General features: G+C 51.6%; 17 protein-coding genes and 1 pseudogene. 13 read left to right on the top strand and 5 right to left on the bottom strand.

Annotated features, from left to right (window positions below; all coding sequences use genetic code 11):
* Positions 1–47 precede the first annotated feature (47 nt).
* The 4 genes and pseudogenes from fmt (at position 48) to ACM1PF_RS09150 (ending at position 5,187) form a co-directional block, all read left to right on the top strand.
* Positions 48–1,070 carry a methionyl-tRNA formyltransferase gene (fmt, locus tag ACM1PF_RS09165; protein WP_416674168.1) on the top strand — a complete coding sequence of 341 codons (1,023 nt, stop codon included), beginning with the start codon at positions 48–50 and terminating at the stop codon, positions 1,068–1,070.
* Between the two features lie 293 nt (positions 1,071–1,363).
* Positions 1,364–1,618, top strand: a complete 255-nt coding sequence (locus tag ACM1PF_RS09160; RefSeq protein ID WP_416674166.1) for a hypothetical protein — start codon at positions 1,364–1,366, stop codon at positions 1,616–1,618.
* Between the two features lie 6 nt (positions 1,619–1,624).
* Positions 1,625–2,824 (top strand): murein transglycosylase A, encoded by a 1,200-nt coding sequence (locus tag ACM1PF_RS09155; protein ID WP_416674165.1) that lies wholly within the window; start codon positions 1,625–1,627, stop codon positions 2,822–2,824.
* A gap of 453 nt (positions 2,825–3,277) precedes the next feature.
* Positions 3,278–5,187 (top strand): annotated as a pseudogene (locus ACM1PF_RS09150) (cation:proton antiporter).
* A 160-nt stretch (positions 5,188–5,347) separates the two neighbouring features.
* On the opposite strand, the gene ACM1PF_RS09145 reads toward ACM1PF_RS09150, so the two are convergent.
* The 3 genes from ACM1PF_RS09145 to ACM1PF_RS09135 all read right to left on the bottom strand — a co-directional run bounded on the left by ACM1PF_RS09145 (position 5,348) and on the right by ACM1PF_RS09135 (position 10,004).
* Positions 5,348–7,264: an ATP-binding protein gene (locus tag ACM1PF_RS09145; protein WP_416674163.1), complete on the bottom strand. Its 1,917-nt coding sequence runs from the start codon at positions 7,262–7,264 to the stop codon at positions 5,348–5,350.
* 209 nt (positions 7,265–7,473) lie between these two features.
* Positions 7,474–8,079 carry a glycogen/starch/alpha-glucan phosphorylase gene (locus tag ACM1PF_RS09140; RefSeq protein ID WP_416674162.1) on the bottom strand — a complete coding sequence of 202 codons (606 nt, stop codon included), beginning with the start codon at positions 8,077–8,079 and terminating at the stop codon, positions 7,474–7,476.
* On the bottom strand, positions 8,076–10,004 hold the full coding sequence (locus tag ACM1PF_RS09135; protein ID WP_416674160.1) for a glycogen/starch/alpha-glucan phosphorylase: 1,929 nt from the start codon (positions 10,002–10,004) through the stop codon (positions 8,076–8,078). Before ACM1PF_RS09135 ends, ACM1PF_RS09140 begins: the two co-directional genes overlap by 4 nt.
* A 272-nt stretch (positions 10,005–10,276) precedes the next feature.
* Here ACM1PF_RS09135 and rlmD point away from each other — a divergent pair, with 272 nt between their 5' ends.
* Together rlmD and ACM1PF_RS09125 are read left to right on the top strand one after the other, a co-directional pair.
* Positions 10,277–11,689 (top strand): 23S rRNA (uracil(1939)-C(5))-methyltransferase RlmD, encoded by a 1,413-nt coding sequence (gene rlmD / locus ACM1PF_RS09130; RefSeq protein ID WP_416674158.1) that lies wholly within the window; start codon positions 10,277–10,279, stop codon positions 11,687–11,689.
* Positions 11,690–11,761: 72 nt separating this feature from the next.
* Positions 11,762–13,030, top strand: a complete 1,269-nt coding sequence (locus ACM1PF_RS09125; protein WP_416674157.1) for a glycosyltransferase — start codon at positions 11,762–11,764, stop codon at positions 13,028–13,030.
* On the opposite strand, the gene ACM1PF_RS09120 is transcribed toward ACM1PF_RS09125, so the two are convergent.
* Positions 13,027–15,117: a cation:proton antiporter domain-containing protein gene (locus ACM1PF_RS09120; RefSeq protein WP_416674156.1), complete on the bottom strand. Its 2,091-nt coding sequence runs from the start codon at positions 15,115–15,117 to the stop codon at positions 13,027–13,029. The genes ACM1PF_RS09125 and ACM1PF_RS09120 overlap by 4 nt on opposite strands.
* An 875-nt stretch (positions 15,118–15,992) precedes the next feature.
* On the opposite strand from ACM1PF_RS09120, the gene ACM1PF_RS09115 reads away from it, so the two are divergent.
* From ACM1PF_RS09115 to ACM1PF_RS09100, 4 genes are all read left to right on the top strand, one after another.
* Positions 15,993–17,294, top strand: coding sequence for a Kae1-like domain-containing protein (locus ACM1PF_RS09115; RefSeq protein ID WP_416674154.1), 1,302 nt, complete (start codon positions 15,993–15,995; stop codon positions 17,292–17,294).
* A gap of 149 nt (positions 17,295–17,443) precedes the next feature.
* Complete coding sequence (locus tag ACM1PF_RS09110) at positions 17,444–17,803, top strand: hypothetical protein (RefSeq protein ID WP_416674153.1); 360 nt, start codon at positions 17,444–17,446, stop codon at positions 17,801–17,803.
* Between the two features lie 364 nt (positions 17,804–18,167).
* Positions 18,168–20,393 (top strand): chromosome segregation ATPase, encoded by a 2,226-nt coding sequence (locus ACM1PF_RS09105; protein WP_416674151.1) that lies wholly within the window; start codon positions 18,168–18,170, stop codon positions 20,391–20,393.
* A gap of 755 nt (positions 20,394–21,148) precedes the next feature.
* On the top strand, positions 21,149–22,585 hold the full coding sequence (locus ACM1PF_RS09100) for a DNA phosphorothioation system restriction enzyme (protein WP_416676601.1): 1,437 nt from the start codon (positions 21,149–21,151) through the stop codon (positions 22,583–22,585).
* Positions 22,586–22,774: 189 nt separating this feature from the next.
* Here the strand turns inward: ACM1PF_RS09100 and ACM1PF_RS09095 are convergent, their stop codons facing one another.
* Entirely contained in the window at positions 22,775–23,341 is a 567-nt protein-coding gene (locus ACM1PF_RS09095) for a Uma2 family endonuclease (protein ID WP_416674149.1), read from the bottom strand.
* A 46-nt stretch (positions 23,342–23,387) separates the two neighbouring features.
* Here ACM1PF_RS09095 and ACM1PF_RS09090 point away from each other — a divergent pair, with 46 nt between their 5' ends.
* Genes ACM1PF_RS09090 through ACM1PF_RS09080 form a run of 3 tightly spaced genes read left to right on the top strand, consistent with a single transcriptional unit; the run spans position 23,388 to position 26,514 of the window.
* Positions 23,388–23,558, top strand: coding sequence for a hypothetical protein (locus ACM1PF_RS09090; protein WP_416674147.1), 171 nt, complete (start codon positions 23,388–23,390; stop codon positions 23,556–23,558).
* Positions 23,555–25,636 (top strand): AAA family ATPase, encoded by a 2,082-nt coding sequence (locus ACM1PF_RS09085; protein WP_416674145.1) that lies wholly within the window; start codon positions 23,555–23,557, stop codon positions 25,634–25,636. Before ACM1PF_RS09090 ends, ACM1PF_RS09085 begins: the two co-directional genes overlap by 4 nt.
* Positions 25,633–26,514 (top strand): Rpn family recombination-promoting nuclease/putative transposase, encoded by an 882-nt coding sequence (locus tag ACM1PF_RS09080; RefSeq protein ID WP_416674143.1) that lies wholly within the window; start codon positions 25,633–25,635, stop codon positions 26,512–26,514. Before ACM1PF_RS09085 ends, ACM1PF_RS09080 begins: the two co-directional genes overlap by 4 nt.
* The last annotated feature ends 15 nt before the right edge of the window (positions 26,515–26,529 follow it).

Here is a 26,529-nt window from a genome sequence, read left to right as displayed (position 1 = left end):
CTCCGATTTGCACTGGATTCTGTTTGTTTTTCAATGCATGAACCTGCATGAACCTGATTTTCTTTGGTACTCCTCAGTTTGCTGTGCCCAGCCTGGAGCGATTACTGTCCCATGAAGCCTTTAATGTGGTGGCAGTCGTCACTCAGCCCGATAAACGACGCGGTCGGGGGAACACCCTGTCCCCTTCCCCGGTGAAAGCCCTGGCGACCCCCCACCAAATTCCCGTCTGGCAACCCCGGCGGGTTAAGAAAGATGCAGAAACCCTGGAAAAACTGCGATCGGCTCAGGCGGATGCCTTTGTGGTCGTGGCCTATGGACAAATTCTGTCTCCAGAAATTCTGGCCATGCCTCGGCTCGGCTGCATTAATGCCCACGGTTCTCTCCTGCCGCAGTATCGGGGGGCGGCTCCCATCCAGTGGTGCCTCTATCAGGGGGAATCCGAAACGGGAATCACCACCATGCTGATGGATGAAGGGATGGATACGGGCCCCATGCTACTCAAAGCGACAACTCCGATCGCTCTGCTGGACAATGCCCTGGATCTGGCGAAAACCCTATCCACTCAGGCCGCCGATCTGCTGGTCGATACCCTGGAGGGACTGGATCAGCAGACGATTCAACCGATCCCCCAGGACAATGAGCAAGCGACCTATGCTCCCCTGATTCAAAAATCTGATTACGTCCTGGACTGGTCACGGTCTGCGATCGATTTGCACAACCAGATCCGTGGCTTCTATCCCAACTGCTGGACTCCCTGCCGCGATTCCTCCCTGAAAATCACTGCGACCTTACCGCTGGGCGTGCCTGATCTTTCTCTCCCAGAAGCGTTCCAACCGGTTGAGCAGACCTGGGAAACCAGCGATCGCCCCTCTAATGCTACCCCTGGAACAATCGTCGCTCTCCTCAAAAACTACGGAGCTGTCGTTCAAACTGGAGCGGGTGGATTGTTGCTGCGAGAAGTTCAGGTTGCAGGCAAGCGATCGCAGACGGGTTGGGATTTTGTGAATGGGATGCGGCTGGAGGTGGGGGAGAGGCTGGGAAGTCAGGAGTCAGGAGTCAGAGTTCCGTAGCGCAGGCATCTTGCCTGCCCGATTGCAGCCCCCGTAGCACAGGCATCTTGCCTACCCGATCGCAGCCCCTCGTAGCGCAGGCATCTTGCCTGCCCGATCGCAGGATTGAGGAGAATTGAGTGAAGCGATGGCTTTTATTGCAGTTTTGGGAATATTTACTTTTGGGAATCTTTACGTTGTACCCTCTTTACGGGGCTACTCTGAAGCAATCTCAGGTTTGCAGTTTCGAGTTGGTGATCTCAGGTTTAAGTTGTCAATCTTAAAGTTTTTGGTGTTTAGAAGCATCTCCTATCATGCCTAGAACTCCCAGCGAATTTTCGGTGTACATTATGATGGAAGGCGGCCACCGTGAGGAAGTCCGTTTCCCCACCATCCAGGATTTCCAAAAATGGTATAGCAGTGAGCTAATGCCCAAGGCTAGCTCCGATGATTTTATTAGCGTTCCAATTAAAAATATTCAAGGCGAATACATGGTTGTGCGTCCTTCACGGGTCATTGCCTTACGAGTAGAACCTGTTTTCTATGGCAGTGTGGAACGAGATTTTTGAGGACTCATGAAACCGATCGCCACTGTTGCTATTTTTTGCGCCACCCTAACCTTCAGTTTGCTGCTGGCTTCGCCGGTTGCTCCGGGTTGGGCGAACCGAAGTACCGAACCGCTCCGACGGGTTGAAGCGTCTGAGATCACGGATTTTCTGCCAACGCTGTTGGGGTTGGATGAGCAGATCTGGGATTCTGAACAGGGGAGGGGCGATCAGGCCGCATTAGTGACAGCTATTGATCACTCGTTAGCCTATTTGCGGACGGCTGAGGCGGCTGAGGCGTATCAAGCGTATGCCGTACCAGGGTTTACTCGCAGTCGAGTCCGACGATCGCTGGAGCGATTTCGGCAGCTTGTGTTGTCCTGTCATTCGGCAGCAGAACTCCAGGCAGCCGTTTTACAAACGTTTGACCTGTATCAGTCGGTTGGGTCGGACGGGGAGGGCACGGTCAGCTTTACTGGATATTTTGAGCCTGTATATGCCGCCAGCCGCACTCGCACCGCCGAGTATCGTTATCCCCTCTACCGGGTGCCTCCCGATCTGGAGCGATGGTCTTCTCCCCATCCCAGCCGCCGACAGCTTGAAGGGGAGGATGGCTTGCGGGGATCGCAGGGACAGTTGCGCGGGCTGGAACTGGTCTGGTTACGCGATCGATTGGAAGCCTATCTGGTTCAGGTTCAGGGATCGGCACGGCTACAGTTAACCGATGGCAGCATGATGTCGATCGGCTATGCTGGGCGGACGGATTATCCCTATGTCAGCATTGGGCGGGAGCTGGTTAACGATGGCAAGTTTCGGGAAGACGAACTGACCTTACCGATAGTGATTGATCATTTTCGATCCAATCCTGCCGATCTCAACCTCTACTTACCCCGCAACGATCGGTTTGTCTTTTTCCGGGAAACCAGGGGAACTCCGGCCACGGGTAGCCTCAGCGTTCCCGTCACCCCAGAGCGATCGATCGCCACGGATAAATCCCTGATGCCCCCTGGGGCTCTGGCTCTGATCCAAACCCAGATTCCCTACCCCGACACCGATGGCACGCTGACCCCTCGTCTCGTCAACCGCTATGTGCTGGATCAGGATACAGGCGGCGCAATTCGGGGCGCGGGACGGGTTGATATTTTCATGGGAACCGGAGAATTGGCGGGCGATCGAGCAGGGTTAATCAACACGCCGGGAGAACTCTACTATTTGCTTTTAAAGGAATAGGGGCTGGCAAACCCGAGGGCGTGGCTCGAAGCGGTCTTCACTTAGAGTTAATCCTGTAAAGTTAACCCTGAAACGGGTTGTTTTTGTCTTGCGATCGGCCCTGACCCCAGCAAGATCCTGCGCAACACTTCCCCCGCAATGCCTGATTCCAATCAGCTCATGCCCCCATCGCGCCATCCCTCCTCATCCCCAAAAATCCCTTGTTTTCTCCCATTCGTCACCTAAAATGCTATGCTGTGCGGGTTAACTTGTTGAAGTTCCTACAGGATTACAGCAGAATTTAAACGAGTACTCCCTGCGAAGTTCAACCCCGTCTTCACCCTGATGTTTCGTCACCTGCTATTTCTCTATGATGAACTCAACCACCGATCGATGGCTTGCCAGACTGGCCATCTGTTTAAATCAATGGATTGTTTTTGTTGAGAGGTAGTAGGTTAGCCTGCCATAAAGCTTATGGATGCACCGCTTGAGCTTACCCTGCAAATGGTGATTGCCGTGATTGCAGGCATCAGTGCCCAGGTTGTAGCAGATTATGCCAGGGTTCCCAGCATTGTTTTTCTGCTCTTATTTGGCATTCTGCTGGGGGATGATGGTATTGGATTGCTCCACCCTAACATCCTGGGGGCAGGGTTAGAGGTGATTGTTTCCCTGTCGGTTGCGCTGATTTTGTTTGAAGGGGGACTCAACCTGGAATTGCGCGAGCTGGGCAAGGTTTCTGGCAGTTTACGGAACTTAGTTACTTTTGGCTCGTTGATTACCTTGATGGGCGGTGGGATGGCAGCTCACTGGTTGAGCGAATTTCCCTGGACGATCGCTTTCCTCTACGCTGCTCTGGTGGTCGTGACGGGGCCGACGGTGATTGGCCCCCTTTTGAAGCAGGTCAAGGTCGAACGACAAGTGGCCACCCTGCTGGAAGGGGAAGGCGTTTTAATTGATCCGGTGGGTGCCATCCTGGCGGTGGTGGTGCTGAACATTATTCTCAATGGGGGGGCGGCTCCCCTGTCTGTGGTGAGTGGACTCTTCCTGCGGTTAGGAGTGGGAGGGGCGATCGGAGCGGCGGGGGGCTGGCTGTTGGGATTTAGTATGCAACGGGCCAAGGTGCTGTCAGATGATTTGAAAAACTTGGTCGTTCTGGCGGGGGTGTGGGGGCTGTATAGCTTTGCCCAGTTGATTCGCAGTGAGTCGGGGCTGATGGCGACGGTCACGGCTGGAATTGTGTTGGGTACATTCTCCCTGCCGGAAGTCCGATTGCTGCGACGGTTTAAGGGACAGTTGACGATTTTGGCCGTGTCGGTGCTGTTTGTGATGCTGTCAGCGGATCTGTCGATCGCCAGTATTGTGGCATTGGGGCAGGGAGCCATTCTGACGGTAGCGGTGCTGATGTTCATTGTGCGGCCGATCAACGTTTGGGTTTGTACCTGGAACAGTAATTTAAACTGGCGACAAAAGCTGTTTATCTGCTGGGTGGCTCCCAGGGGAATTGTCTCCGCATCGGTCGCTTCCCTGTTTGCCATCCTGCTGACGGAGCGGGGCATCAATGGGGGAGACTCCATTAAGGCACTGGTGTTTTTAACAATTATTTCAACGGTTTTTCTCCAGGGACTTTCGGCCCGGTGGGTAGCTCGCTTACTGGGAATTACCCTGAATCAGGCGACGGGAGCTGTGATTGTGGGCTGCAATCCCCTCAGCGTTTTGATCGCTCGGCTTTTCCGCGATCGAGGAGAATCGGTTGTGATTATTGATACGGATGCGGAGGCCTGCTCCCTGGCAGCCGATCAGGACTTCAAGGTGCTGACGAGCAGTGCTTTAGATGTCCAGGTTCTGGAAGAGGCAGGATTAGGCTCAACTGGAACGTTTATTGCCATGACAAACAATGGCGAGGTGAATCTGGTTTTATCTCAACGGGCAGTCGAGGAATTTCAGCCCGCCAGAGTTCTTGCTGTATTTTCCGAAGACTCGCAGGCAACCGTTTCCAGTACCACCAAGATCCAACAAGCCTTTGCGCCTCAGATGTCCCTTAAAACCTGGAACCGCTACCTGGACGATCGGGCTGTCAAACTGGGAGAAACGACATTAAAAGAATCTGGATTACTGTTTCAGCAGGCCCATCTCAGGGCTTTGATTCGGCCGGAGAATTAGTGCCGATTCTGATTGAACGGGACGATCGCCTGATGGTGGTTCCCAGTACTGAAGAATGGCAACCGGGCGATCGCATTATCTATCTCCTCCATGATCCCCGTCCTAAACTCCTGCGACAGTTGGCAGGTGGTAATAATCAATCCGATCTGGCCCTGGAGAAGCTGCCCAGGGTGGAAGAAATCCCCATTGCTTCACCGATCGCCATAGAGGGGGGAGAGGGTTGAGTAACGGACTGGGCGGGCAAGATGCCCACCCCCCAAGAATTCCAGGTTATTCCTCTCGTATTTCTGAAGCCTTGGGAGTACTGGCATTTGGACTGCGAGGGATGGTTCTCTCAATTGCCCTACCCGATTGCCCTACCCGATTGTCCTACAGCCGATTGCCCTACAAGATTGCAGCAATCTGCTTCCAGTAGACTCGCTTGAAGGGTTCGTGTTCGCCCAGCGTATAGCGATCGATTAAGCCATGGCTGCGAATGGAGACGACATCATCTTGTTTAATCACGATCGTTTCATAATCCCGAATATTGTGGGCCAGGGACATTTCCGTTGCCGTGGGGTTATCCAGGACAACAATATCGCTGAGGTCATAAAAACAGCCGGAATCTTGCAAAATGTCGTGGGAGTATTCAGCAATCAGCAAATCTAGCTTGGGATTTCGCAGCAGGCTCTGAATTTTGTTGTTATAGCTGCCAGCCATGTGCTTCTGGGAGCGGTTGATAAACACCCCATCTCGACAGGCTGCCCCAATCACCCAGGTGGGATGCTTCATGGTGATCTGATCGATCAACTCCTGAATTTCTTCGATGGTAATGTAATTGAAGCTGATGATGGGGATGCGGGCATCCGAGCCACTGCTGAAGAAGGTTTCCAGGATGCGATCGGCCACTTCCACCCGTTCTCCCACCGCTGGACGCAGGTGCATGTAGACCCCTGGAGCTGAATTAATTTCGACGATGCCAAAATTCCCCTCCCTCCAGGAACGGGAGATATCGGCTGCGAGAATATCAATTCCCAGGCACACCAGACTGAAGTGTTGGGCGATGTCCTGAGCCAGAATAATATTGTCAGGATGGACTTTCAGAGTGGCATCAATACTCACGCCACCAGAGGAAAGATTAGCGACTTTACGCAGATAGATCACCTCATTGGGGGCAGGAATGCTGTCTAGAGAGAGTCCCTGCTCGTCCAGATAGCGATCCATCGCTTCATCTTCAATGATTTTTCCCAGGGCGGAAGTAGGGGTATCTAACCGTTCAGGCTTGGCGTTTTCCTGCTCGATCAGTTCAGCAATCGTGGACTCGCCATCTCCCACCACCGAAGCTGCCCGTCGTTCCGTTGCAGCAACAAACTTACCGTCAACGCAGAGTAAGCGAAAATCGTGACCTGAAATATGTCGTTCGATGATGACCCGGATCCGTTGATCTTCCCCGTGGGCCATGACGGCGCGATCGAAGGCAAATTCCAGGTCTTTATCATCATTCACCTCGGCCGTCACGCCAATGCCCTTGTGGCCCACCACTGGCTTCACGGCCACCGGATAGCCAATTCGATCGGCCACCCGAAAGGCTTCATCCAGGGTAATGACGATATCGCCAATGGGAACTGGGAAACCCAGAGCGTGCAGAAATGCTTTACAGTCATCCTTCCGGGTGGTGAAATCCGAATCCAGGTGGCTATCTCGATCGAACGTGGTTGCAATCCCTCGCACCTGCTTTCGCCCGTAGCCATACTGCATCAGGCCTTCATCGGGCAAATAGACCGTCGGAATTCCCTTCTTGTTGGCTGATTGCAATAGGGCATAAACCGTTGGCCCACCATAGACCGATCGCCGGAATCGAGTTTGCAGCAGCTTAATTTGCTCTTCGACTTGAAAGGATTGCCCCCGGCAGATAGACTCAAACCAATCCCAGACGGCATAGACCACCCCGTGACTGGTTGCTTCATGGATCGCCTCCACCGCAATCTTGATGGGCTGAGAAGGTTCCCCCGTCACGCTCCACCGCTCCATGTGCAGTTCCATGTCTAGCTTCCCCACCTCCACTGCCGTCCGAGCGAGCAGATGAGCGTAGGAATCATAGGTTGTGTCCTGCTGAATGTGGGGGTAGCGTTCAGCAATGATCTCAATGAAGTCGGACAGGGGCGGCGGGTCATCGTAATCCGTCTGGGCAAAGTTGAAGACCAGTGCCCCACGCTCCAGGTAGGGATTTGGGCCAGGATAGTACTTGAAATCAAACAAATCAAATCGATCGTTTGCTCTCGCGTTAACGGGTGTTGCATCGATTGAGTCTTTGAGAACCATACCTTAAAGTGCCTGTAAAACTCCTGTGTCACGCCTGCGCAAGACTACCCTTCAGTTAGTGTTGCCCGATCGCACCTGCCCTACTAGCATCCCCATAAATGGAGCCGAGTGAAGTAGTGCTGATTACAGCGATCGAAAAAACTGGCGAGAAAATCGAGAAAATCAGCAAAAACGCTGCACGAGGTCAGACTGAAAAAATTAGGCTGAAACTATTGCGCTGAAATTTGCCAAACTTCGCGGCTGTAGTTCTGAATCACGCGATCGGAAGAAAAATAGCCGATCCGTGCAGCATTCAGAATGGCCATCTGCGTCCACCAGTCAGTATCCCGGTAAGCTTCCCCTACCCGATCCTGACAGTCTACGTAGAAGGGATAATCTGCCAATAACAAGTATTCATCCCCACGCCCAAAGGCTTCATCAATCAAAGGTTTGAATATACTGGAATCGCCCTCTGCAAAATGACCCGATGCAATCCGATCGATCGCCCCTTGCAGTTCCCGATTGTTGTGATAGAAATTCCAGGGATTGAAGCCGCTGGACTTCAGAGCGTTGACCTCTTCCATCGCCAGTCCAAACAGGAAGAAATTGGCCTCTCCCACCTGATGACAGATCTCCAGATTAACTGGACTCAGCGTGCCAATGGTGAGTGCCCCCGACAGGGCAAACTTCATGCTCTCCACGCCGGAGGTGTCCTGGCTGGCAACCGTAAGCTGTTCAATCAAGTCAGCAACGGCATAAAGGGATGGAGTCAACCCAGGGTTCTGTTCCAGAAAAATCACCTTCAGTCGATCGCGTACGTCAGGGTCCCGATTCACCCCCCGGCCACCGCACGGGTCAGTTTGACAATCAGTTGCGTCATGTAGCAGGCGGAGGGGCTCGAGTCGCTAAAAATTACGGTTCGTGGCTGAAGATCCAGATCTGGGTTTGCTTTGAGCCGATTATAAAGAGTGATAATGTACAGCAAGCTCAGGTGCTGTCGATGTCGTTCACTAATGCGCCGGGTGTGGACATCAAACAGGGAATCTGGATTAATTTGAATATTTTGCTGCTCAAAAATTTTACGGGCAAAGGATTGTTTTAAGGAACGCTTGAGCGACTGCCATTGTCCACAAAACTGGGGTTCCTGGGCCAACAACTCCAGAGCCTTGAGTTCATCTAAATGACTTAACCACCGATCGCCAATTTTACTGGTGATCAACTGGGCTAACTCCGGATTATGAATTGCCATAAACCGATCGGGAATTACGCGGTTAGAACGACCTTTAAATCGCTCTGGGAAAAAAGAAAAGAAATCTCGCAGGCTTTCCTGCTTCAACAGTTTTGTATGCAGTCCGGCGATGCTGCTCACCATGCGGCTGCCGACGTAAGCCAGGTGAGATAGGCGAATAAACCGTTCATCGGACTCATCGATCAACGACATACGCTGCACCCGGCCATCATCATTGGGATGGCGCGATCGCACATCGGACAAAAACCGTTGATTAATTTCGTAAATAATGTCTAAATGGCGCGGTAAAAGGGAGGCAAACAGCTTCACCGGGAACCGTTCCAGTTCTTCGGAGAGGACAGCTTGATGGGTATGGGTGAAGGTATTTTGGGTGATCCCCCAGGCGGTATCCCAGTCCAATCCATGATCATCCATCAACAGACGCATGAGTTCAGGAATTGCAATGGCATGATGGACTTCATTCAGCTGCAGGGCCAGGCGATCGGGTAAACTGCGAACCGAGCCATACTGTTCCAGATGCATCCGAATGGCATCCTGAAGTGAGCAAGAGATGAAGAAATACTGCTGCTGAAGATAAAGACATTGAGCTTCCAGGGGAGGACGCTGAGGATAGGAGGGATGGGACAGCAGTTGATCGGAAGAAGGGGTTTGCGTCAGGCGGTTTGATAGCGATGGAACCTCCAGGGACAACACCGTGATCAAGTGTTCCAGGGTGACGATGGGGTAGCTGGTGTTTTGCGCCTGACGAATGCAGGGTGGTTCGGCAGCAACGGTTTCAATCCGCGAGGCAGACCAGAGGCGTAGCGTATTAACTGTGGACGATCGATAGCCTGAAATCGGGGCATCGTAGGGAATACCGTGAACGATCGTCGCCGGATGCCAACGAACGCGAAATTGTCCCTGTTCATCCAGGTAAGACTCTGTAGAGCCGCTAAATTTTACTGAAGCACTCCACTCTGGATGGGAAATCTCCCAGGGGCTACCATCATGCCGCAGCCATTGATTGACAATGCCCACGGGTTCACTCGGACAATATTCCCGGTAGCGATCGAATTCATAGCGAATGCCATAGGCGATCGAGGGAATACCCAGCGTTGCCAAAGAATCCAGATGGCAAGTGGCAAGCTGGCCGAGTTCCTGACTGCCGATCATCAGTTCATGCTGCTGCAACAGTAAGGGGAGATCAAACCCCAAGGATTCTGCAACTTGCTGCATTGGTTCGGTAATGCCCAGGTTGATTAAGCTGGCTGCCAACTGCGGAGCCGTCAGGAACTTGGAGGAGAAGTAAGCAACGTGCTTCGTCGAATGGGCAGCGGGGGAAGCGGCCCAACGCTGAAGTAATCGATCGCGCACAGTATGCACTAGTGCAATATAGTAATCATGCAGTTCCGCATTCTGAGGAAATTTGCCGCGCAGATAAAACAGGTGACTGACCAGAGATTGTTTGAGGGCATCGAAGCTTAAGCCCGCCCGATCATCTTCTAACCGAAATTCAAGCCCTTGAGTTTGCATAGGTCACGTCTTGAGGAAAGTGAGAGGTGGGAAGTGGAGAGTATCCGGGGTGCTGTCCCTAATGTCTCCTATTCACCACGGCAGACTAAATGATGTAACTCATTTCTTGATATGAATTTATACCTCTTCATGGTTTGAGGCATCCTCCAACAGTTTTACATGATCGCTATAGTGAAATAATGAAGAGAAAATTACAAGGCGTGGATCGGGCTGCGATCGGGTGACAGGCGATCGAGCTACAGATGAGTCATGGTGAATAACGGGGTAAGGGATTGGGCAGGCGAAGAAAAAAATTACCGATCGTGGAACAGGTTGCTGTATCCAGCATAGGCATTAAGGGTAAGCCGATCGCGTTGATTGACGGTGTGGTGGCCTACCTGGATCAGGGGGTTCCTGGCGATATTGTGGATCTGCAACTGAAACGGCGTAAAAAAGGATACTTTGAAGCGATCGTTTTGCGCTTTCATCAGTACTCGGAGCAGCGAATTCCTCCCTTCTGCCAGCACTTCGGGGATTGTGGTGGTTGTAAGTGGCAAAATTTGCCCTATGGGGAACAGTTGAAATATAAACAGAAAGCCGTCTGGACTGCGCTGGAGGAACTGCATTGGGCTGAACCCTTCGAGTTTCGGGATATTTTGCCCTCTCCCTCAACCCAGTATTACCGCAACAAGCTGGAGTATACCTTCTCGAATCGTCGCTGGCTCAGTCAGGCGGAGGTGGAGGCGGGGGAAAGTGTGACGCACCGTAATGCTCTGGGGTTTCACGTCCGGGGGCGGTTCGATCGCGTTTTGGATCTGAAAGAATGCTATCTCCAGCCAGAACCGTCTAATGCGATCCGTCAATCCTTACGCGCCTTCGCCCTGGAGCATGACCTGGAATTTTATGATCCCATCGCCCACACAGGACTGTTACGCACTTTGATGATTCGCACTGCCTCCACTGGGGAGGTCATGGTGGTTGTGGTGTTTGCCTGGGACGATCGCCCTACCATTGAGTCCGTCCTCCAGCATTTGATCACTGAATTTCCCCAGATCACGGCCCTGCTCTATACAATTAATCCCAAACTTAATGACACCCTGTTTGATCTGGAAATGCATCGCTGGCATGGGTCAGACTACATTACGGAGCAACTGGGAGACTTAAAGTTTCGGATTGGGGCCAAGTCTTTTTTTCAAACGAATACAGAGCAAGCCTTTCACCTCTATCAACAGGTGGCTGATCTGGCAGGACTGACCGGACAGGAAACCGTCTACGATCTGTACACCGGAACTGGAACGATCGCCAATTTTGTTGCCCGCCAGGCTCGTCAGGTGATTGGGATTGAGTTTGTGGCAGAGGCGATCGAGGATGCCAGGGAAAATGCTCGGCTGAATCAAATTTACAATACGCGCTTTTTTGCTGGGGATATGAAGGAGGTTCTAACGCCAGACTTTGTGGCGCAGCAGGGTGAACCCGATGTTCTGATCACCGATCCGCCCCGCGCCGGCATGCACCCCGATGTGGTTGAGCAAATTCTCCAGATTCAGCCCCAGCGCATTGTTTACGTGAGCTGCAATCCCCATACGCAGGGCCCTGACCTGAAGCGGTTGAGTGACCAATACCAACTCCAGATCGTCCAGCCGGTTGATATGTTTCCCCAGACTTACCATGTGGAAAATGTGGCGTTGTTGGAGAAACGAGGGTGAACGGTGCTTCTGGGTGGATAATCCAGGGCAAGAATTCTATAATCAGGAATTCCGAAGCCTTGTCTTTGCCCCATGACTTCTACCCCGTCTTTAGTTCACCCTCCTACGGGGATCCTGCAAGTCCCTGCTTCGCATCCGGAGCTGGCTGAACCATTCGATCGCGCCACTTCTGATCCCATTCACCTAGTTAAGCTATCGCTGGTGATTCCCACCTACCAGGAAGGGCAATCAATTCAAAAGATGATCCAGCAACTCAGCCATCTGCTGGACTTAATGATGCCTGGAGAGTATGAGCTGATTGTGGTGGATGATGATAGCCCCGATCGCACCTGGAATCTGGCCCAGGGGATGATGGCAGATTATCCGCAGCTCCAGGTCATGCGACGACAGCAGGAACGAGGCTTATCCACTGCCGTGGTGCGGGGATGGCAGGTGGCACGGGGGAGCATTTTGGGAGTCATTGATGGGGATCTTCAGCATCCGCCGCAGGTATTGTTAAAGCTCCTGGAAACCATTGAGCAAGGAGCAGATTTAGCCGTGGCCAGTCGCCATGTGGATGGAGGAGGGGTCAGCGAGTGGAGTCTGGTGCGGCGATTTTTGTCGCGGGGGGCCCAGGTGGTGGGACTCCTGATTTTGCCAGATGTGGTGGGGCGAGTTTCTGATCCGATGAGCGGTTACTTCATGGTGCGACGGAGTGCCATTGCCAACCAACCCCTCAGCCCGGTGGGATATAAAGTGCTGCTGGAGGTGTTGGGTCGTGGTGAGATTGAACAGGTGGCGGAGGTGGGCTATGTGTTTCAGGAACGACAGAGCGGCGAAAGTAAAGTCACCTGGAAACAGTACGTTGACTATCTGCGGCATTTGCTCCGTCTGCGGTTCGATCGCAATCGACGGTATGGCCAAAGGCCAGTTGTGGTTCCCCTCACGCGCTTTTTCCGATTTGGCATTGTGGGCTTGAGTGGCGTATTTGTGGACATGGCGATTCTCTACTTGCTCAGTGATCCCACCACTTTAGGCTGGGGACTGACCCGCAGTAAGATCATTGCCTCAGAGCTGGCGATCGTGAATAACTTTCTCTGGAACGATCGCTGGACGTTTGGTGATATTTCTCAGCAACAAAAGGGCTGGAGTAAACGCCTGAAGCGATTTCTCAAATTTAATTTAATTTGCCTGGCAGGCCTGGTGCTGAATGTGTTGTTACTAAACCTGTTGTTCAATGTCTTTGGCCTGAACCGCTATGTCGCCAATCTTTTGGCCATTGCAGCAGTGACTCTATGGAACTTCTGGCTTAACCTGAAGCTGAGTTGGCGCGTGACCGATGCCGACGATCTGCATTCCTAAGCTAAATGATGGGGTTCCCCAAACAACACAACAGAACCCGACACCTTAGACAGCACCTCCGTGGTCACATCACTGACGGCCAGACCTCCCGCCGTACGGCGACGCAGGGAACGTAAAATCACCAGGTCATGGTTGCGAGCCGCCTTGAGGATCCCCTGAGCCACATTATCCTCTGGAGTCGTTTGGATCGTGATATCGACGTGAAACGGAGTGGCCGCAAGAACGGTGGTCAGCTCAGATTCAAACTCCAAAATTTGGTCTTTCGTGGTTTGGCGATCGCAGACATGGAGCAGGGTAATGCTGGCTTGATTAGTATCGGCTAATAACTGAGCAAATCCCACCGGGCGGAGAGCCTGGGCCGTCAGGTTTTTCACGGGAACCAGAATCCGGCGAATCTGCATGGGTTCATCCAGCAGCCGCATTACCGCTACCGGACAATGGGTAGACCAGAACACGCTGTCAATCACGTTGCCAAACAGTCGGGCCCGAAATCCCGTCATTTCTGCCCATCCCATCACAATTAAATTGGCATGGTACTCCCTGGCCGCACGACAAATTCCGTGGGCAATATCATCATCAATCCGTACGATCGGCTTGGCTTTGGTACGCAGTTCCTGACTGACCGTAGATGCTTTTTGTAATAACCTGCGGCTTTTCTGAAGTTCATTCTCCAGCTCTGGATCATCCATGTGAATGTGGGACTTGGCGATCGACAACGGAATTAAAACCCCCGCCTCATGCCGGGCTAACAACGCCCCCGCCTCAATTAAGTAGCGTTCGGTATGGGGATTATGCACCGGGACAACGACCGTAAAGGGTAAAGCAGACTGAGTTTCTTCAGAGGGTGGCCCAATAGAATCATCGGTTCGCAATCCCCAGACTTCTTCCTCCACCTCGATCGTCGTTTTGGGAATGGTGAGATGCCGTGCCGCACGGGAGGTAATGATAGGCCCCAACACCGAAGTCACCAGCATTAACACAATTACGGCATTAAAGATATCTGAGGTTAATAATCCCGCATTGACTCCCGCCAGGGTTGCCGCCAGGGTTGCCGCCACCTGGGGTAGGGACAACGACCACATACTCAGGGTTTCATGCCAGTTGTAGCGGTAGAGTAATTTGGCCACCCAAGCGGCTAAAAATTTACTGCTAATCAATGCCCCGACGATCGCCACAGTCAGCCAGAATCCAGTGGTCAAGGTTTCAATAAAGCTGCTGACCGAGAGTAACAGACCCATTCCCACAAAAAAGAAGGGAATAAATAGAGTACTCCCGACAAAGATTACCTTCTCCTGCACCGGGCCACGACCGACCACGCCATTCACCGCCAGCCCCGCCATGAACGCTCCCACGATTTGATCAATATTGATCACCTGGGCCCCAACCGATGCCAGAAACACCGCCAGCAATACAAACAAAAACTGATTGCCTTCATCGTTTCCAGTGCGACGGAAGTAGACCTTTCCAGCCTGGGCGAACCCGTACAGCACAACCACAGCGTAAATCGCCAACGCTCCCAACTGGATAATCAGGCTAGTTGCCGAAAATTCGCCGGCATGGATGGAAATGCAAATCGCCAAAACCAGTAGAGCGGCCGTATCCGTAAAAATGGTTGCTCCCACCGTCACCGTCACCGCTTCGTTGCCTGTAACCCCTAACCGATTGACGATCGGATAGCCCAGGAGCGTATGGGAAGCCAGCAGAGAACCAATTAAAATCGAGGCATTGAGTCCAAACCCAAACCCTTGCCCGACCACAGTGCCAAAGATAAGGGGAACCAGAAAGGTAGCCAAGCCAAACCCCAGCGATCGATTTCTGGTTTTGTGAAATTCCATCAGATCGATTTCCAGCCCTGCCACAAACATTAAGTAAATCTTGCCAATGTCAGACAGGAGCTTCATCGCTTCCGAGCCAGGATCTAAAAAGCCTAACCCATCTGGCCCCAAAACCACCCCTGCCACCAGCAAGCCGACTAAACCAGGCAATCGCAGTTGTTCAAAGACGGGCGGCACCGTCAGAATAACCAGCAGCAGAACAGTAAATCCGACCAGTGGCGTGTCGGACAGCGACTCAAGAATATAGTCCATAAAAGCAGCGGCAGGAGAATTAAAAATTGCGGTTAGAACCTAAGCATTAAGCTTAACAGCGTCGTTGCATAACTGATATACAGCCCATTGTGCGGTTCTTTGGAAGTGTAAAAATTGCTGTCAATATTGCAAAATCATATTGCAAAATCATATTGCTTTGATAATTATTCTTGATAATTCGATACCTAACTTGACCGTGATCTGCGGTAATAAGTGATCTTCGACACTGACAGTGTATCTGGTTTAATTGCAAACTGTTCTATCTGGAGCAATGGTAAAGCTATTCCAGAGTAATCAACTCTCTAAAGCGTTGTCCTCACGGTAGATCGCTTTTGAAGCAAGAGGGAGCCAGAAAGACGTTAAGAATACAGCATTAGCATTCACCAATTGTTAAAAATGAAGTTTAACTGAAATCCCTATATTTTGGATATAAGCAATATTGAAATCTGATTTTATTTAATTCTGAGTGATTCAGAGCAATGGTTTTGAAGGTTTAAAGCCGGTCTGCCTCGGAAGATGAAATTCAATCAGATCCGAAACGGAGAAAACCCAACACCAGCCTATGTTCTGTTGGGTTGCGCTATCGCTAACCCAACCTACGGAAGAATCGGGGTTTCAGGAGTTTTGTCAGTCAACCAGGGGGCAAGCTCGTATAGGGTCAAGCTCGTACGGATGTGGGTTTTTCGGTTGTTTAATTTACCTGGTTAATTCACTATTCTGGCATGGTAATGATTAACTTCAACTGATTGATTGCAGTCATGTAATTGTCTCCCTCATGAGTTAGATGCCTGTACTCCATCAACCCTGTTAAATTCTCAATGCTCAGTAAAACCACGCAAACCAGTGACTGGGGTGTATTTTTAGGTACGACGGATATGACGAAATCACTACGCCAATCTGCAAGTTATTCGCAACTAAACGATTTACCGATCGCCCACATCGCAACCCTGGCTCAACGGGCTAAAGAGAATGCGCCAATCACCCTGCGGTTGCCTGATGGGTTTGAGCAGGCTCCTCCCGTTTTGGCGATGGGAAGCCGTGTCAGAAGTGCTTTCTGTATGCTGCAAACTGGCAAAGCTGTCCTTTCCCAGCAGCTTGGTGATCTGAGAAGTGCGATCGCCCTCAAAACCTATCAACGCACCCTGGATCTTTACCTGAGCCTCCTGACCCATTCTCCGGTGGCGATTGCGATTGAACAGCATCCAGAGTATCCAGCAGCCCAATTTGGGAAAGAGTTGGCCCATCAGCTCAATGGTTGGGTGGATCAGAGCCTTCCCCTTCACGATATTCAGTATCACCATGCTCACGTTGCGGCCTGTATGGTGGATAACCAGATTCCACTGAATACCGAGCCAGTTTTAGGCATTGCCCTGGGCGGATTGGGGTACGGTGAGGACAGAACCCTATGGGGAGGTGAATTTCTCCTGGCAGATTACTGCCAACTTCAGCGAGTCGGAACCTTTAAGCCCGTGGCGCTGCTGGGAGGAGAGCAAGCCATCTATCAACCCTGGCGGAATACCTATGCCCATCTCATTTCTGCGTTTGACTGGGAAGATTTACAGACGGTATACGGTCAGCTTGAGGTGCTGCAATTTCTCGATCGCCAACCGCGTCTGTTACTCAACCAGCTTTTGTTCAACAGCATGAATGCCCCTGCGGCTTCCTCCGTCGATCGCCTGTGGGATGCGGTAGCGGCGGCCGTTGGAATTCGCTGTGAAACGGCAGATTATGATGGGCAGGGCGCGATCGAACTGGCCGCACTGGTCGATGCCGAACAGATCCAGCGGGAGGGACAGCCCTACCCCTTTGAGATTCGTTCCTTACACCGTGGTGCGCTGAACCCACCGATTCCCTACATCGAATCCCGCTCCATGTGGCATTCCCTGCTGGAAGATCTGTTCCAGGGAGCTTCAGCCCGTCGGGTTGCTACGCGCTTTCATCTAGGGTTGGTGGATGCCATTACTCAAATGGTGATGCAGCTCCAGTCTCAGCATCCCTTTAGGCAGGTGGCTCTGACCGGGCACAGTTTCCGCGACTCAATTCTGGCGCACCAGGTTACGGAACGCTTGCAGGCTCAAGGATTAACGGTGCTCACCCATCAGCAAATTCCGGCAAATGAAAGTGGGCTTTCCGTGGGGCAAGCCGCGATCGCAGCTGCCAGAATGCTAAATGCTTAAAATTTTTGCCCAACCTAACCCAGCGATCCAGAAGGCTGAATGTTTAGAATTTTTCGCCAAACCTAACGAACAGATAAAGATGTACTGTCTATAGGGCAAAACAGTATTTTAATGGCGGTATGTCAACTGGCAATCCATGAGCAGTGATCATGAACCCAACATTTCTTCCACCAGACGATTTACCGCCAACTCAACTTACCGCATTGGACGAAAAACTGCGACAGCAGCTAGAGGAATCGATCGCCAAGCGGTTTTATGAGGCTTGTGATGGAGTCACGCAGTCTCTCCTCTGCCAGTGCAAATGGCAAATTACCACTCAGGCAGTCGCCCTGACCCTGAGGATTGATTGTGTCAATGCCGCAGCGCATTGGCGAGTGCTCCACAACCTGGTTCCCCTGGCGAATCAGTTAGCCCGGTTTAGCCTCAGTGCTAAGATCCACATTAGTCCACCTCCAGAAATTGGTGTGCCCTTTGAGCTTCAAGTGAGTGAGATTGCTTTTTGTGAGTAGGGAGTGGGGAGTAGGGAGTAGGGAGTAGGGAGTAGGGAGTAGGGAGTAGGGAATGGGGAGTAGGGAGTAGGGAGTAGGGAATGGGGAGTAGGGAGTGGAAAGGCAGTCGGAAAGGAATCGTCAAGAATCATCAAGTAAGGAATAACAACCCCCTTGCTTCTGCTTTCTACCCTTCTCTTCGGGCTTGCGACTTCATCCTTAATCAAAATTCCTGCTTGATCAAAATCTTTGCTTAATCAAAATTCCTACAATGAGGATGACAATCCTGGGTTTTTCTGTTGTACTTTTAACTGTTGTGTTTGCTGTTGGGTGCATTGGTTCGCAGGTTCGCTAGACTAACAGCTTTAACGTGCTGGGGTGAGGTATGACCGAAAAGCGCAAAATGCCCGATTGCCGTTCCAACGGGGATGGAGCTAAGTCAATCTCTGGGGAGTTTCATCCCCCAGGCATTCCGCCGTTTCGGGTTGAGTTACCGCCCCATCCGGCAGAGGCGAAGGTGCGTCCTGCCGTGCCGATCGCCTCAACCACACCCAATCCCTATGCTGCCAGCAGGGCGGACGATCATGCAGAAGCTCAAGACCCCGCTGTATCCCCAGTGTCTCCAACGGCTCAATGGGAGGAGAATGAAACGCCCTTTGAGGTTCCAGTCGCTCCCAAACGCTTCTTTCGACGCTGGCAATTTTGGGGAATTACCTCGATCGTTGCATTCAGTGGTTTAGGCATCCTTTCAGCTCTGACGCTGTTGCGCCTGCCTTCCTTGCCCAACTGTCCCACTATCTTTTGGCCCACTGCCTCGGCTTCCCTACGGATTTACTGCGCTCAACTCAGTGCGGAACGACGAACGGTAGATGATTTGCTCAAGGCGATCTCCCTGGTGAATGCTTTGCCGGATGATCATCCCCTGCGCCCTAAAATCGATCGCAACATTGAGATATGGGCTAAGGACATTCTGGATCTGGGAGAAGAGTCATTTCATCGGGGAGACTTGCAACAGGCGATCAAAACTGCTCAAAGTATTCCTGACAATACGGAGGTACATCAGCTCGTGGAGGATCAGATCCAGAGTTGGCAGGCAATCTGGACTGAAGCGGAAGGCATTTATGACGAGGCAGAAGCATTCCTCTATGAGCACGATCTGCGGCAGGCGTTTCGGGTCGCAACCCGCCTGTTAGATGTCCGCAATGAGTATTGGCGCACTACGAAGTATCGAGAACTCAATCAACTGATCACGCTGACTCGTGAGGACTCTAATAAGCTAGGTAGGGCCCAGGATCTAGCCCGGCAGGGTGGACTGAACAATCTGCTGGCGGCAATTCAGCTGGCGGAGGAAGTGACGGCTAATAGCCCGCTCCACGCAAAGGCACAACGGCATATTGCCGAATTTGGGCAGAGCATGATTGACCTGGCTCAGGAAACGCTGGATCAGCGAGACTACATGGCAGCTTTGAATATCCTGGAACAAGTTCCTGACCAGCCCAAGCTTCAGGAGAAAATTAAGGATTTCAAGATCCTGGCAGAGGCCCAGGCCCAGGCCTGGAGCGGTACACCGGATGATATTCAGGGCGCGATCGCCAGAGTGCAGCGGATTGGCCGCGATCGTCCTCTCTATAGCCGGGCCCAGCATTTAATCAGCCGTTGGCGGTTAGAGATCCAGGATGTCCAGCGGCTTGCCATTGCCCGTCAGGTGGCTCAGGGGGGGACGACGGCTGACCTGCGAGCGGCTATTTCAGAGGCCCGACTGATTCCCGCTTCTAACCCTCGTGGCGATGAAGCCCAGCAAATCATTGATGAATGGACGACAACCATTCAAACCGTTGAGGATCGTCCTTACCTGACGCGAGCGCAGCAGTTAGCGGGACGAGGGGACATCAATGCCCTACAGTCTGCCATCAATGAGGCTAGCAGAGTGGGATCTGGCAGGGCACTCTATGCGGAGGCCCAGGATCAAATTGGCGAGTGGCGCAGTCAGATTCAGAGAATTCAAGATCGTCCGATTCTCGATCGGGCCAGGTTGTTGGCCAACTCTGGGAACCTGGTGGAGGCGATTAGTGTGGCCGAACAGATTGCCTCTGGTCGAGCGTTGTATGACGAAGCACAGGGCGAAATTCAAGCCTGGACGGGGCAGTTCCAACGGATTCAGGATCAACCGCTCCTTGATTTAGCCCGGCGCTATGCCAGTCAGGGCAATGTAACTCAGGCGATCAATGTGGCCGAGCAAATTTCTGCGGGACGGACTTTGTACGATGAAGCCCAGGGTGAAATTCAGCTCTGGCAAACTCAGTTTCAGGGTGAAGGACGGATTCAGCAGGCCCAAAGTGCAGCGAGCGTGGGCACTCCTGCTATGCTGCTGACGGCCATTCAAATTGCCAATGAGATTCCCGCAGACAATTCTGCTCGTGCTGAGGCCGATCGCCTGATCAGCCAGTGGAGTTGGCGCATACTAGAAATTGCCGAGTCTCAACTGAATCTGGATCCTACATCCGCCATCAACATTGCCCGCAGCATTCCTTCCTACACGGAAGCCTATCCCACTGCCCAGCAGCAAATTCAAACCTGGCAACAATCTGCCCCCAGACTGCAAATTCCATAGCGATCGCAGTTTGAGCAATGGCACTTTGGGCTGTAGAGTCAGACGGGCTAGACTAAAGCAAACCAATTGAAGGGCTGTTGGCATTGAGTTTGAGTGATTTAAAGATTCAGGATGAATATCGCAGTGATGGCTGTGATCTGATTCAGGATTTTTATATTCCCTGTCTCGAACATTCGATCGTCTATCACCGAGCAGTGGGCTATTTCTCCAGTTCCTCAATGGCAGCGGCAGCAAAGGGTTTGTCCGCATTAATTCGTTCTGGCGGGAGAATGCAATTGGTTGCATCTCCACAACTATCACCTGAAGATGCAGAGGCGATCAAACAAGGTTTAAAGCAGCGAGAGGAGGTCATTTGCACTGTCCTCCTACGAGAGTTGGAACAGGAATTTGATCAGGTCGTTCACGATCGCCTGGCTTGTCTGGCCTGGTTGCTGGCTCAAGGATTGTTGGAGATCAGGCTTGCCGTTTCTAAGAAGAGGGGGCTTTATCACGAGAAGGTGGGAATTTTTGCGGATGGTGAGGGCAATTTTGTCACTTTTATGGGGTCAGCCAATGAAAGCTACAATGCCTTGATTGAAAATTTTGAGTGCATTGACGTTTATTGGTCATGGGACACCACCCTGCGTAGAAGAACCTTACGAAAGGTTGAGAATTTTCAGCGGCTTTGGGATAACCAAACTGAAAACGTAGAAGTGTTGGAATTTCCAGAGGCAGCGCGGCAAAAGCTTCTAAAGCTATGCCCGGAGGAGCCGCCATTGACAGAGCCCAGAGTATCGGAGCCGAGTGGTCGCTATTCAATTTCAGCCTCATCTCCAGATGGAGTTCCCATTCTTCCCTCGTGGTTGAAGTTACGTTCTTACCAACAGCAAGCGATCGCCAACTGGTTCGCGAATAAAGGCCGGGGTACGCTGAAGATGGCAACCGGAAGTGGTAAGACGATTACGGCTCTGGCGATCGCGGCTGAACTGTATCAAAGAAGTGTTGAACACAACAAACCACTTCAGGGTTTGCTGATTGTCTGTCCGTATCGGCATCTGGTCACGCAATGGGCCACAGCAGCTCGTCAGTTTGGCTTGCAGCCCGTTTTGGCGTTTGAGTCTGTGCAAAACTGGCAGGGAGAACTGCAATCGCAGCTATTGGCCGTGCTTTCAGGGAATCAACCATTTGTCACTGTGATTACAACGAATGCAACGTTAATCCGAGATAGCCTTCAGTCCCAACTGCAATTTTTCCCGCAGCGATCGTTGATTATTGGCGATGAAGCCCACAATTTAGGGGCAACCCGTTTAGAGTCCAGTTTGCCTCAGGAAATCAAGTTGCGTCTGGCACTTTCTGCCACACCTGAACGCTATTTTGATGAACGTGGCACGGAGCGATTGCTGGAATACTTTGGTTCTGTGTTGGAGCCAGAATTTACCCTGAAGGATGCGATCGCGGCTAAAGCATTGGTTCCTTACCTTTACTATCCAGTTTTAGTGGAGTTAACGGAGCCTGAAATCGAACGGTATGAGGAATTAACCCGTCGAATGGGTCGGGCGATTGGGATAGGAGGCGATATGGATGACAATGAAGTATTAACAGCATTGCTGGTGCAACGGGCACGGTTGATTGGGGCAGCAACCAACAAGATCAAGGCTCTGCGCCAGATCATGTCCGATCGCCTGCAAACCAGCCATACTTTGTTCTATTGCGGTGATGGCTCTGTGGAAGGTGAAGTGACGGAAGCAAGTGTTCGTCAACTTGAAGCGGTGACTACTTTGCTGCAAGACGAGTTCAGTTATCGAGTTCAAACGTACACTGCCGCAACGAGTCTGGAGGAGCGAGAAGAACTGTGCTACCAATTCACGCATGGCATTCTCCAAGGGTTAGTTGCCATCCGCTGTTTGGATGAAGGGGTAGATATTCCAGAAATCCAAACGGCTGTGATCCTGGCGAGTAGTAGTAATCCCCGGCAGTTTGTGCAGCGACGCGGACGAATTCTGCGTCCTAGTCCAGGTAAGGAGAGAGCCGAGTTGTTTGACATGATTGTGATACCGCCTGATTTGGGCCGGGAATCCTGGCGTATCGAGCGAAATTTGCTACGAAAGGAGTTGCAGCGGTTTGTGGAGTTTGCTGATCTGGCAGTGAATAGTGGTCAGGCGAGGAAAGTTCTGTTACCACTACAAGAAAAGTATCAACTGTTAGAGCTTTAAGGACGCTAAAAAAGCTGGTTGACTGACAAAACTTCTCAGCCAAAACCGTGGAAGCCCTCACCCTAGCCCTCTCCCAAGGGGAGAGGGAACTGAAGAAACGGATTGGCTCCCATCGCCCTTTGGGAGAGGGGTTGGGGGTGAGGGCACACAACTTTTGTCAGCCAATCAGCTAAAAAAGACTTGCTCCGTTTAGAGAGGCAGCACCAGTATAAACCCTGGAAGCACGTTCTCACCTGATACACTAACCGGAAATTGAAGCACTTCTAAAGATTGACCTGCACGGTAAACTTCAATCTGTTCATCCTGAGGATTAATCAGCCAACCCAGGCGCAAACCACTATTGAGATACTCCTGCATTTTCTCTTGTAGTGGCTTGAGGGAATCTGTCCGCGATCGCAGTTCAATCACAAAATCGGGACAGATGGGCGGAAATACCTCCTGTTCTTCAGGGGTTAATGCCTCCCATCGATCGCGTTTGACCCAAGCGACATCGGGAGAGCGATCGCCCCCCTGCGGTAATCTAAACACAGTAGACGAACTAAATACTTGTCCGAGCTGGGTTTGCTCATTCCATGCCCAAACACGGCTAATCAAACCCGCTTCACGATTACCGCTCCTTCCGCCTACGGGTGGCATAATCACCAAATCTCCTTTCGCAGTCCGTTCAAGGGGCACATCCCGATTTGCCTGACAGAGGCGATAAAACTGCTCGTCGGTCAGATTGACTGCATTGAGGCTTAGAATAACAGGCATCATAGAGGTTAAACCCCTTTGCGGACTCAGGTACTGTTTATTATCTCTTATGAATCCTGAATCTGAAAACGACATCGAAGCACCAATTACAACCGCACCGCCTGAAGTTGAAAAAATTATTCGGCAGGTGATTCGAGTGGAGAAGGAGAACTTACACTCGGATAGACCCAGAGGCATTAAAGCCGATATTCTGCAAATCATTAAGGATGCGGTGAAATGAAGCTACTCTCAATGAAGCTGTTCAACTTCCGTCAGTTTTGGGGAGAAGTGGCGATCGATCTGGCAGGGCAACCAGGGCAGAGTGTCACTGTGTTTCATGGCAATAATGGGGCGGGTAAAACGACGCTACTGAATGCCTTTACCTGGGTGCTATACGGTCAACATACGGGAGCCTTTGCTTCACCCGAACAGCATATTAACAAACGATCGATCGCTGAAACCCCTCCGGGTCGTCGTGTGGATTGCTGGGTCGAGGTGGTATTTGAACACAACGGCAATCGCTATCGCGCCCGTCGCTCCTGTCACCTCGAAAAACCACCCACTCACCCATCTACCCATTCACCCACTTCCGATCTCACCGAACTCCCTGGTGAACTTGCACTTCAGATCAATGGTAAACTCGTTCAGCCGCCAGAGGTGCCGGAGGACAAAATTGGGCAGGTGTTGCCAGAGAGCCTACACCGCTACTTCTTCTTTGATGGAGAACGGATCGATCGCATTGTTAAATCAGAAAACAAGTTGGAGATCTCTAAAGCAATTCGGACTCTGTTAAGTGTGGAAGTCCTGGATCGAGCGATCAATCACTTGAAGGATGCTCTGCGATCGCTGAATCGAGAACTGGCAGAGATTGGCGATCCGGAAACGAAGCGACTGGTACAGGAAAAGGAAGACCTGCTGGAGGAGAAGGCGGAGTTAGAAGCAGGGCGCAAAGAAATTGAGACTGAAATTGCAGCATTTGAGGAGCAGAAGCAAAGGGTAACAGCGCAGCTCCGGGAACTGGATCAGGTAGGGCAGGTTCAAGCTCGACGAGATGATTTGCAGCAGCAAACGGAGGAAATTCAGGCGCAACTAGAGCGCAGTCAGGATAAGCTGCGACGAACAATCTCTGCACGGGGATACATGGTATTTCTCACCGATGCGATCGTCCAGTTTCGTAACCTGGCGAACGACCTGCGGCAACGAGGAGAATTACCTGCTGGAATTAAGCAACAGTTTGTCGAAGACTTGCTGGAAGATGGATCGTGCATTTGTGGAGCGGAACTGAAGCAGGGGACAAAGGCGCGCAAACAGGTGGAATCATGGCTCGATCGCTCTGGAATTCAGCAGGTGGAAGAAGCGGTGATCCAGATGGGGGGTGAGGTCAATAGCATTGAGCGGCAGATTCCGGAGTTTTGGGCGGAGGTAGAGCAAGAACAAGCCAGCATTGAAAATTTGCGACGACATCTTTCGACGTTAGAGACGCAGCTTGACGATATCCGGGAGCAGTTGAAAGGCAATGAGGATATCAATGTCAGTGGTCTGGAAAAACGCCTGGAGGAGATCGAGGAAAAAATCATTGATCTGCACCGAGAGGATGAAAATCTGGCGCGGGATATTGAGGAATGCGAGGGAGAAATTGCGAACCTGAACAAGCAAATCAAGGAACTGAAGGCGAAGGGTAAGCAGCAAGCACTGATTCAACGGCAGATCAGGGCAACCGATGATGCGATCGATCGAATTAGTGAGGTGCGATCGCGCATTGATCGGGTTTTCCGAGTCAAGCTGGAGGAAAAAATCCGAGAAATTTTCCGTAAGGTGTCGTTTAAGACCCAGGTGCCAAAGTTGACGGAGAATTATGAACTGGTATTGGTTGAGAATCTGACAGATGGAGAGAGTGTTGTGGCTCCTTCAACCGGGGAGAACCAGATTCTCAGTCTATCTTTCATTGGCAGCATTATTGAGCGGGTACGCTACTGGAGTGAAAAGCATTCCCTGATTGGGTTAGATGGCAGCAGTTTCCCGATCGTGATGGACTCGCCCTTCGGCACGTTGGATGAAAACTATCGACGGCAGATTGCACGACTCATTCCTACCCTGGCGGATCAGTTGGTGGTGTTGGCGACGAAAACGCAGTGGCGGGGTGAGGTAGAAACGGAAATGGAACCTTACATTGGCAAGGAATATGTGCTGGTGTTTAATTCGGCAAAGCCTGACTGTCAGCCAGAGTCGATCGTCTTGAATGGGGAAACCTATCCCCTGGTGAGGCAAAGCCCGAATCAGTTTGAGTGGACGGAGGTGGTGGAGGTGGATCGGCGGTGAAGACGGATACGCTGTTCTATCTTTTGTTTCAGCTTTCACCTAGCATTTTCTTTGAGTTGATCGGGCAACCCGGTAGTGAAGCCACGGGTTACGAGTTTCGCTCCATCGAGTTGAAGCAAGCCGCCTTTCGGATTGATGGGGTTCTACTGCCGATCGAAGACTCAACAGAACGTCCGGTTTATTTCACAGAAGTCCAGTTCCAGAAGGATCAACAGCTTTATCACCGCTTTTTTGCAGAGGTCTTTCTATACCTGGCGCAAAATCCGGCAACCTATGATTGGCAGGGCATTTTGATCTATGCCGATCGCAGTCTGAAGCCGGATCAGGCGAGGCTACATCAACTGTTATTGGATAGCTGCAAGGTTAAAGAAGTTTATCTCAGTGAACTGAGTGATATCGCCAACCTCCCTTTGAGTGTTGGCCTCGTTAAACTGGTGATTGAACCCCAGGAAACGGCACCAGCACAAGCAAGGCAATTGATTGAGCGGGCACAACAGGAGGAAGTGGCGGGTGTCTCCCACGCGGCGATCGTTGAGTTGGTTGAGACTATTATTGTGTATAAGTTTGCAACTTTGAGTCGAGAGGAGATTGAAGCAATGTTGGGCTTGAACGATTTAAAGCAAACCAGAGTTTATCAGGAAGCATTGCAGGAGGGTCGCCAGGAGGGTCGCCAGGAGGGTCGCCAGGAGGGTCGTCAGGAGGGTCGCCAGGAGGGGCAAAGGGCGGTGATTGAAAGTTTGTTAATCACCCGGTTTGGCGAACTGGATACCGCATTGGTGGCTATTATTGAACCTCTGCTGCAATTGCCGCCTGCTGAGTATATGCCTCTGCTGCTGCACCGATCGCGGGAGGAGTTAATTGCCCGGTTTACCCCCTAAATATCGATCGCCCCA

Source organism: Egbenema bharatensis FJBBOT/2019, assembly GCF_048077055.1.
GTDB lineage: Bacteria > Cyanobacteriota > Cyanobacteriia > Elainellales > Elainellaceae > Egbenema > Egbenema bharatensis.
The sequence above is the reverse complement of the archived record's forward strand: the minus strand, read 5'-3'. Positions and strand labels throughout refer to the sequence as shown.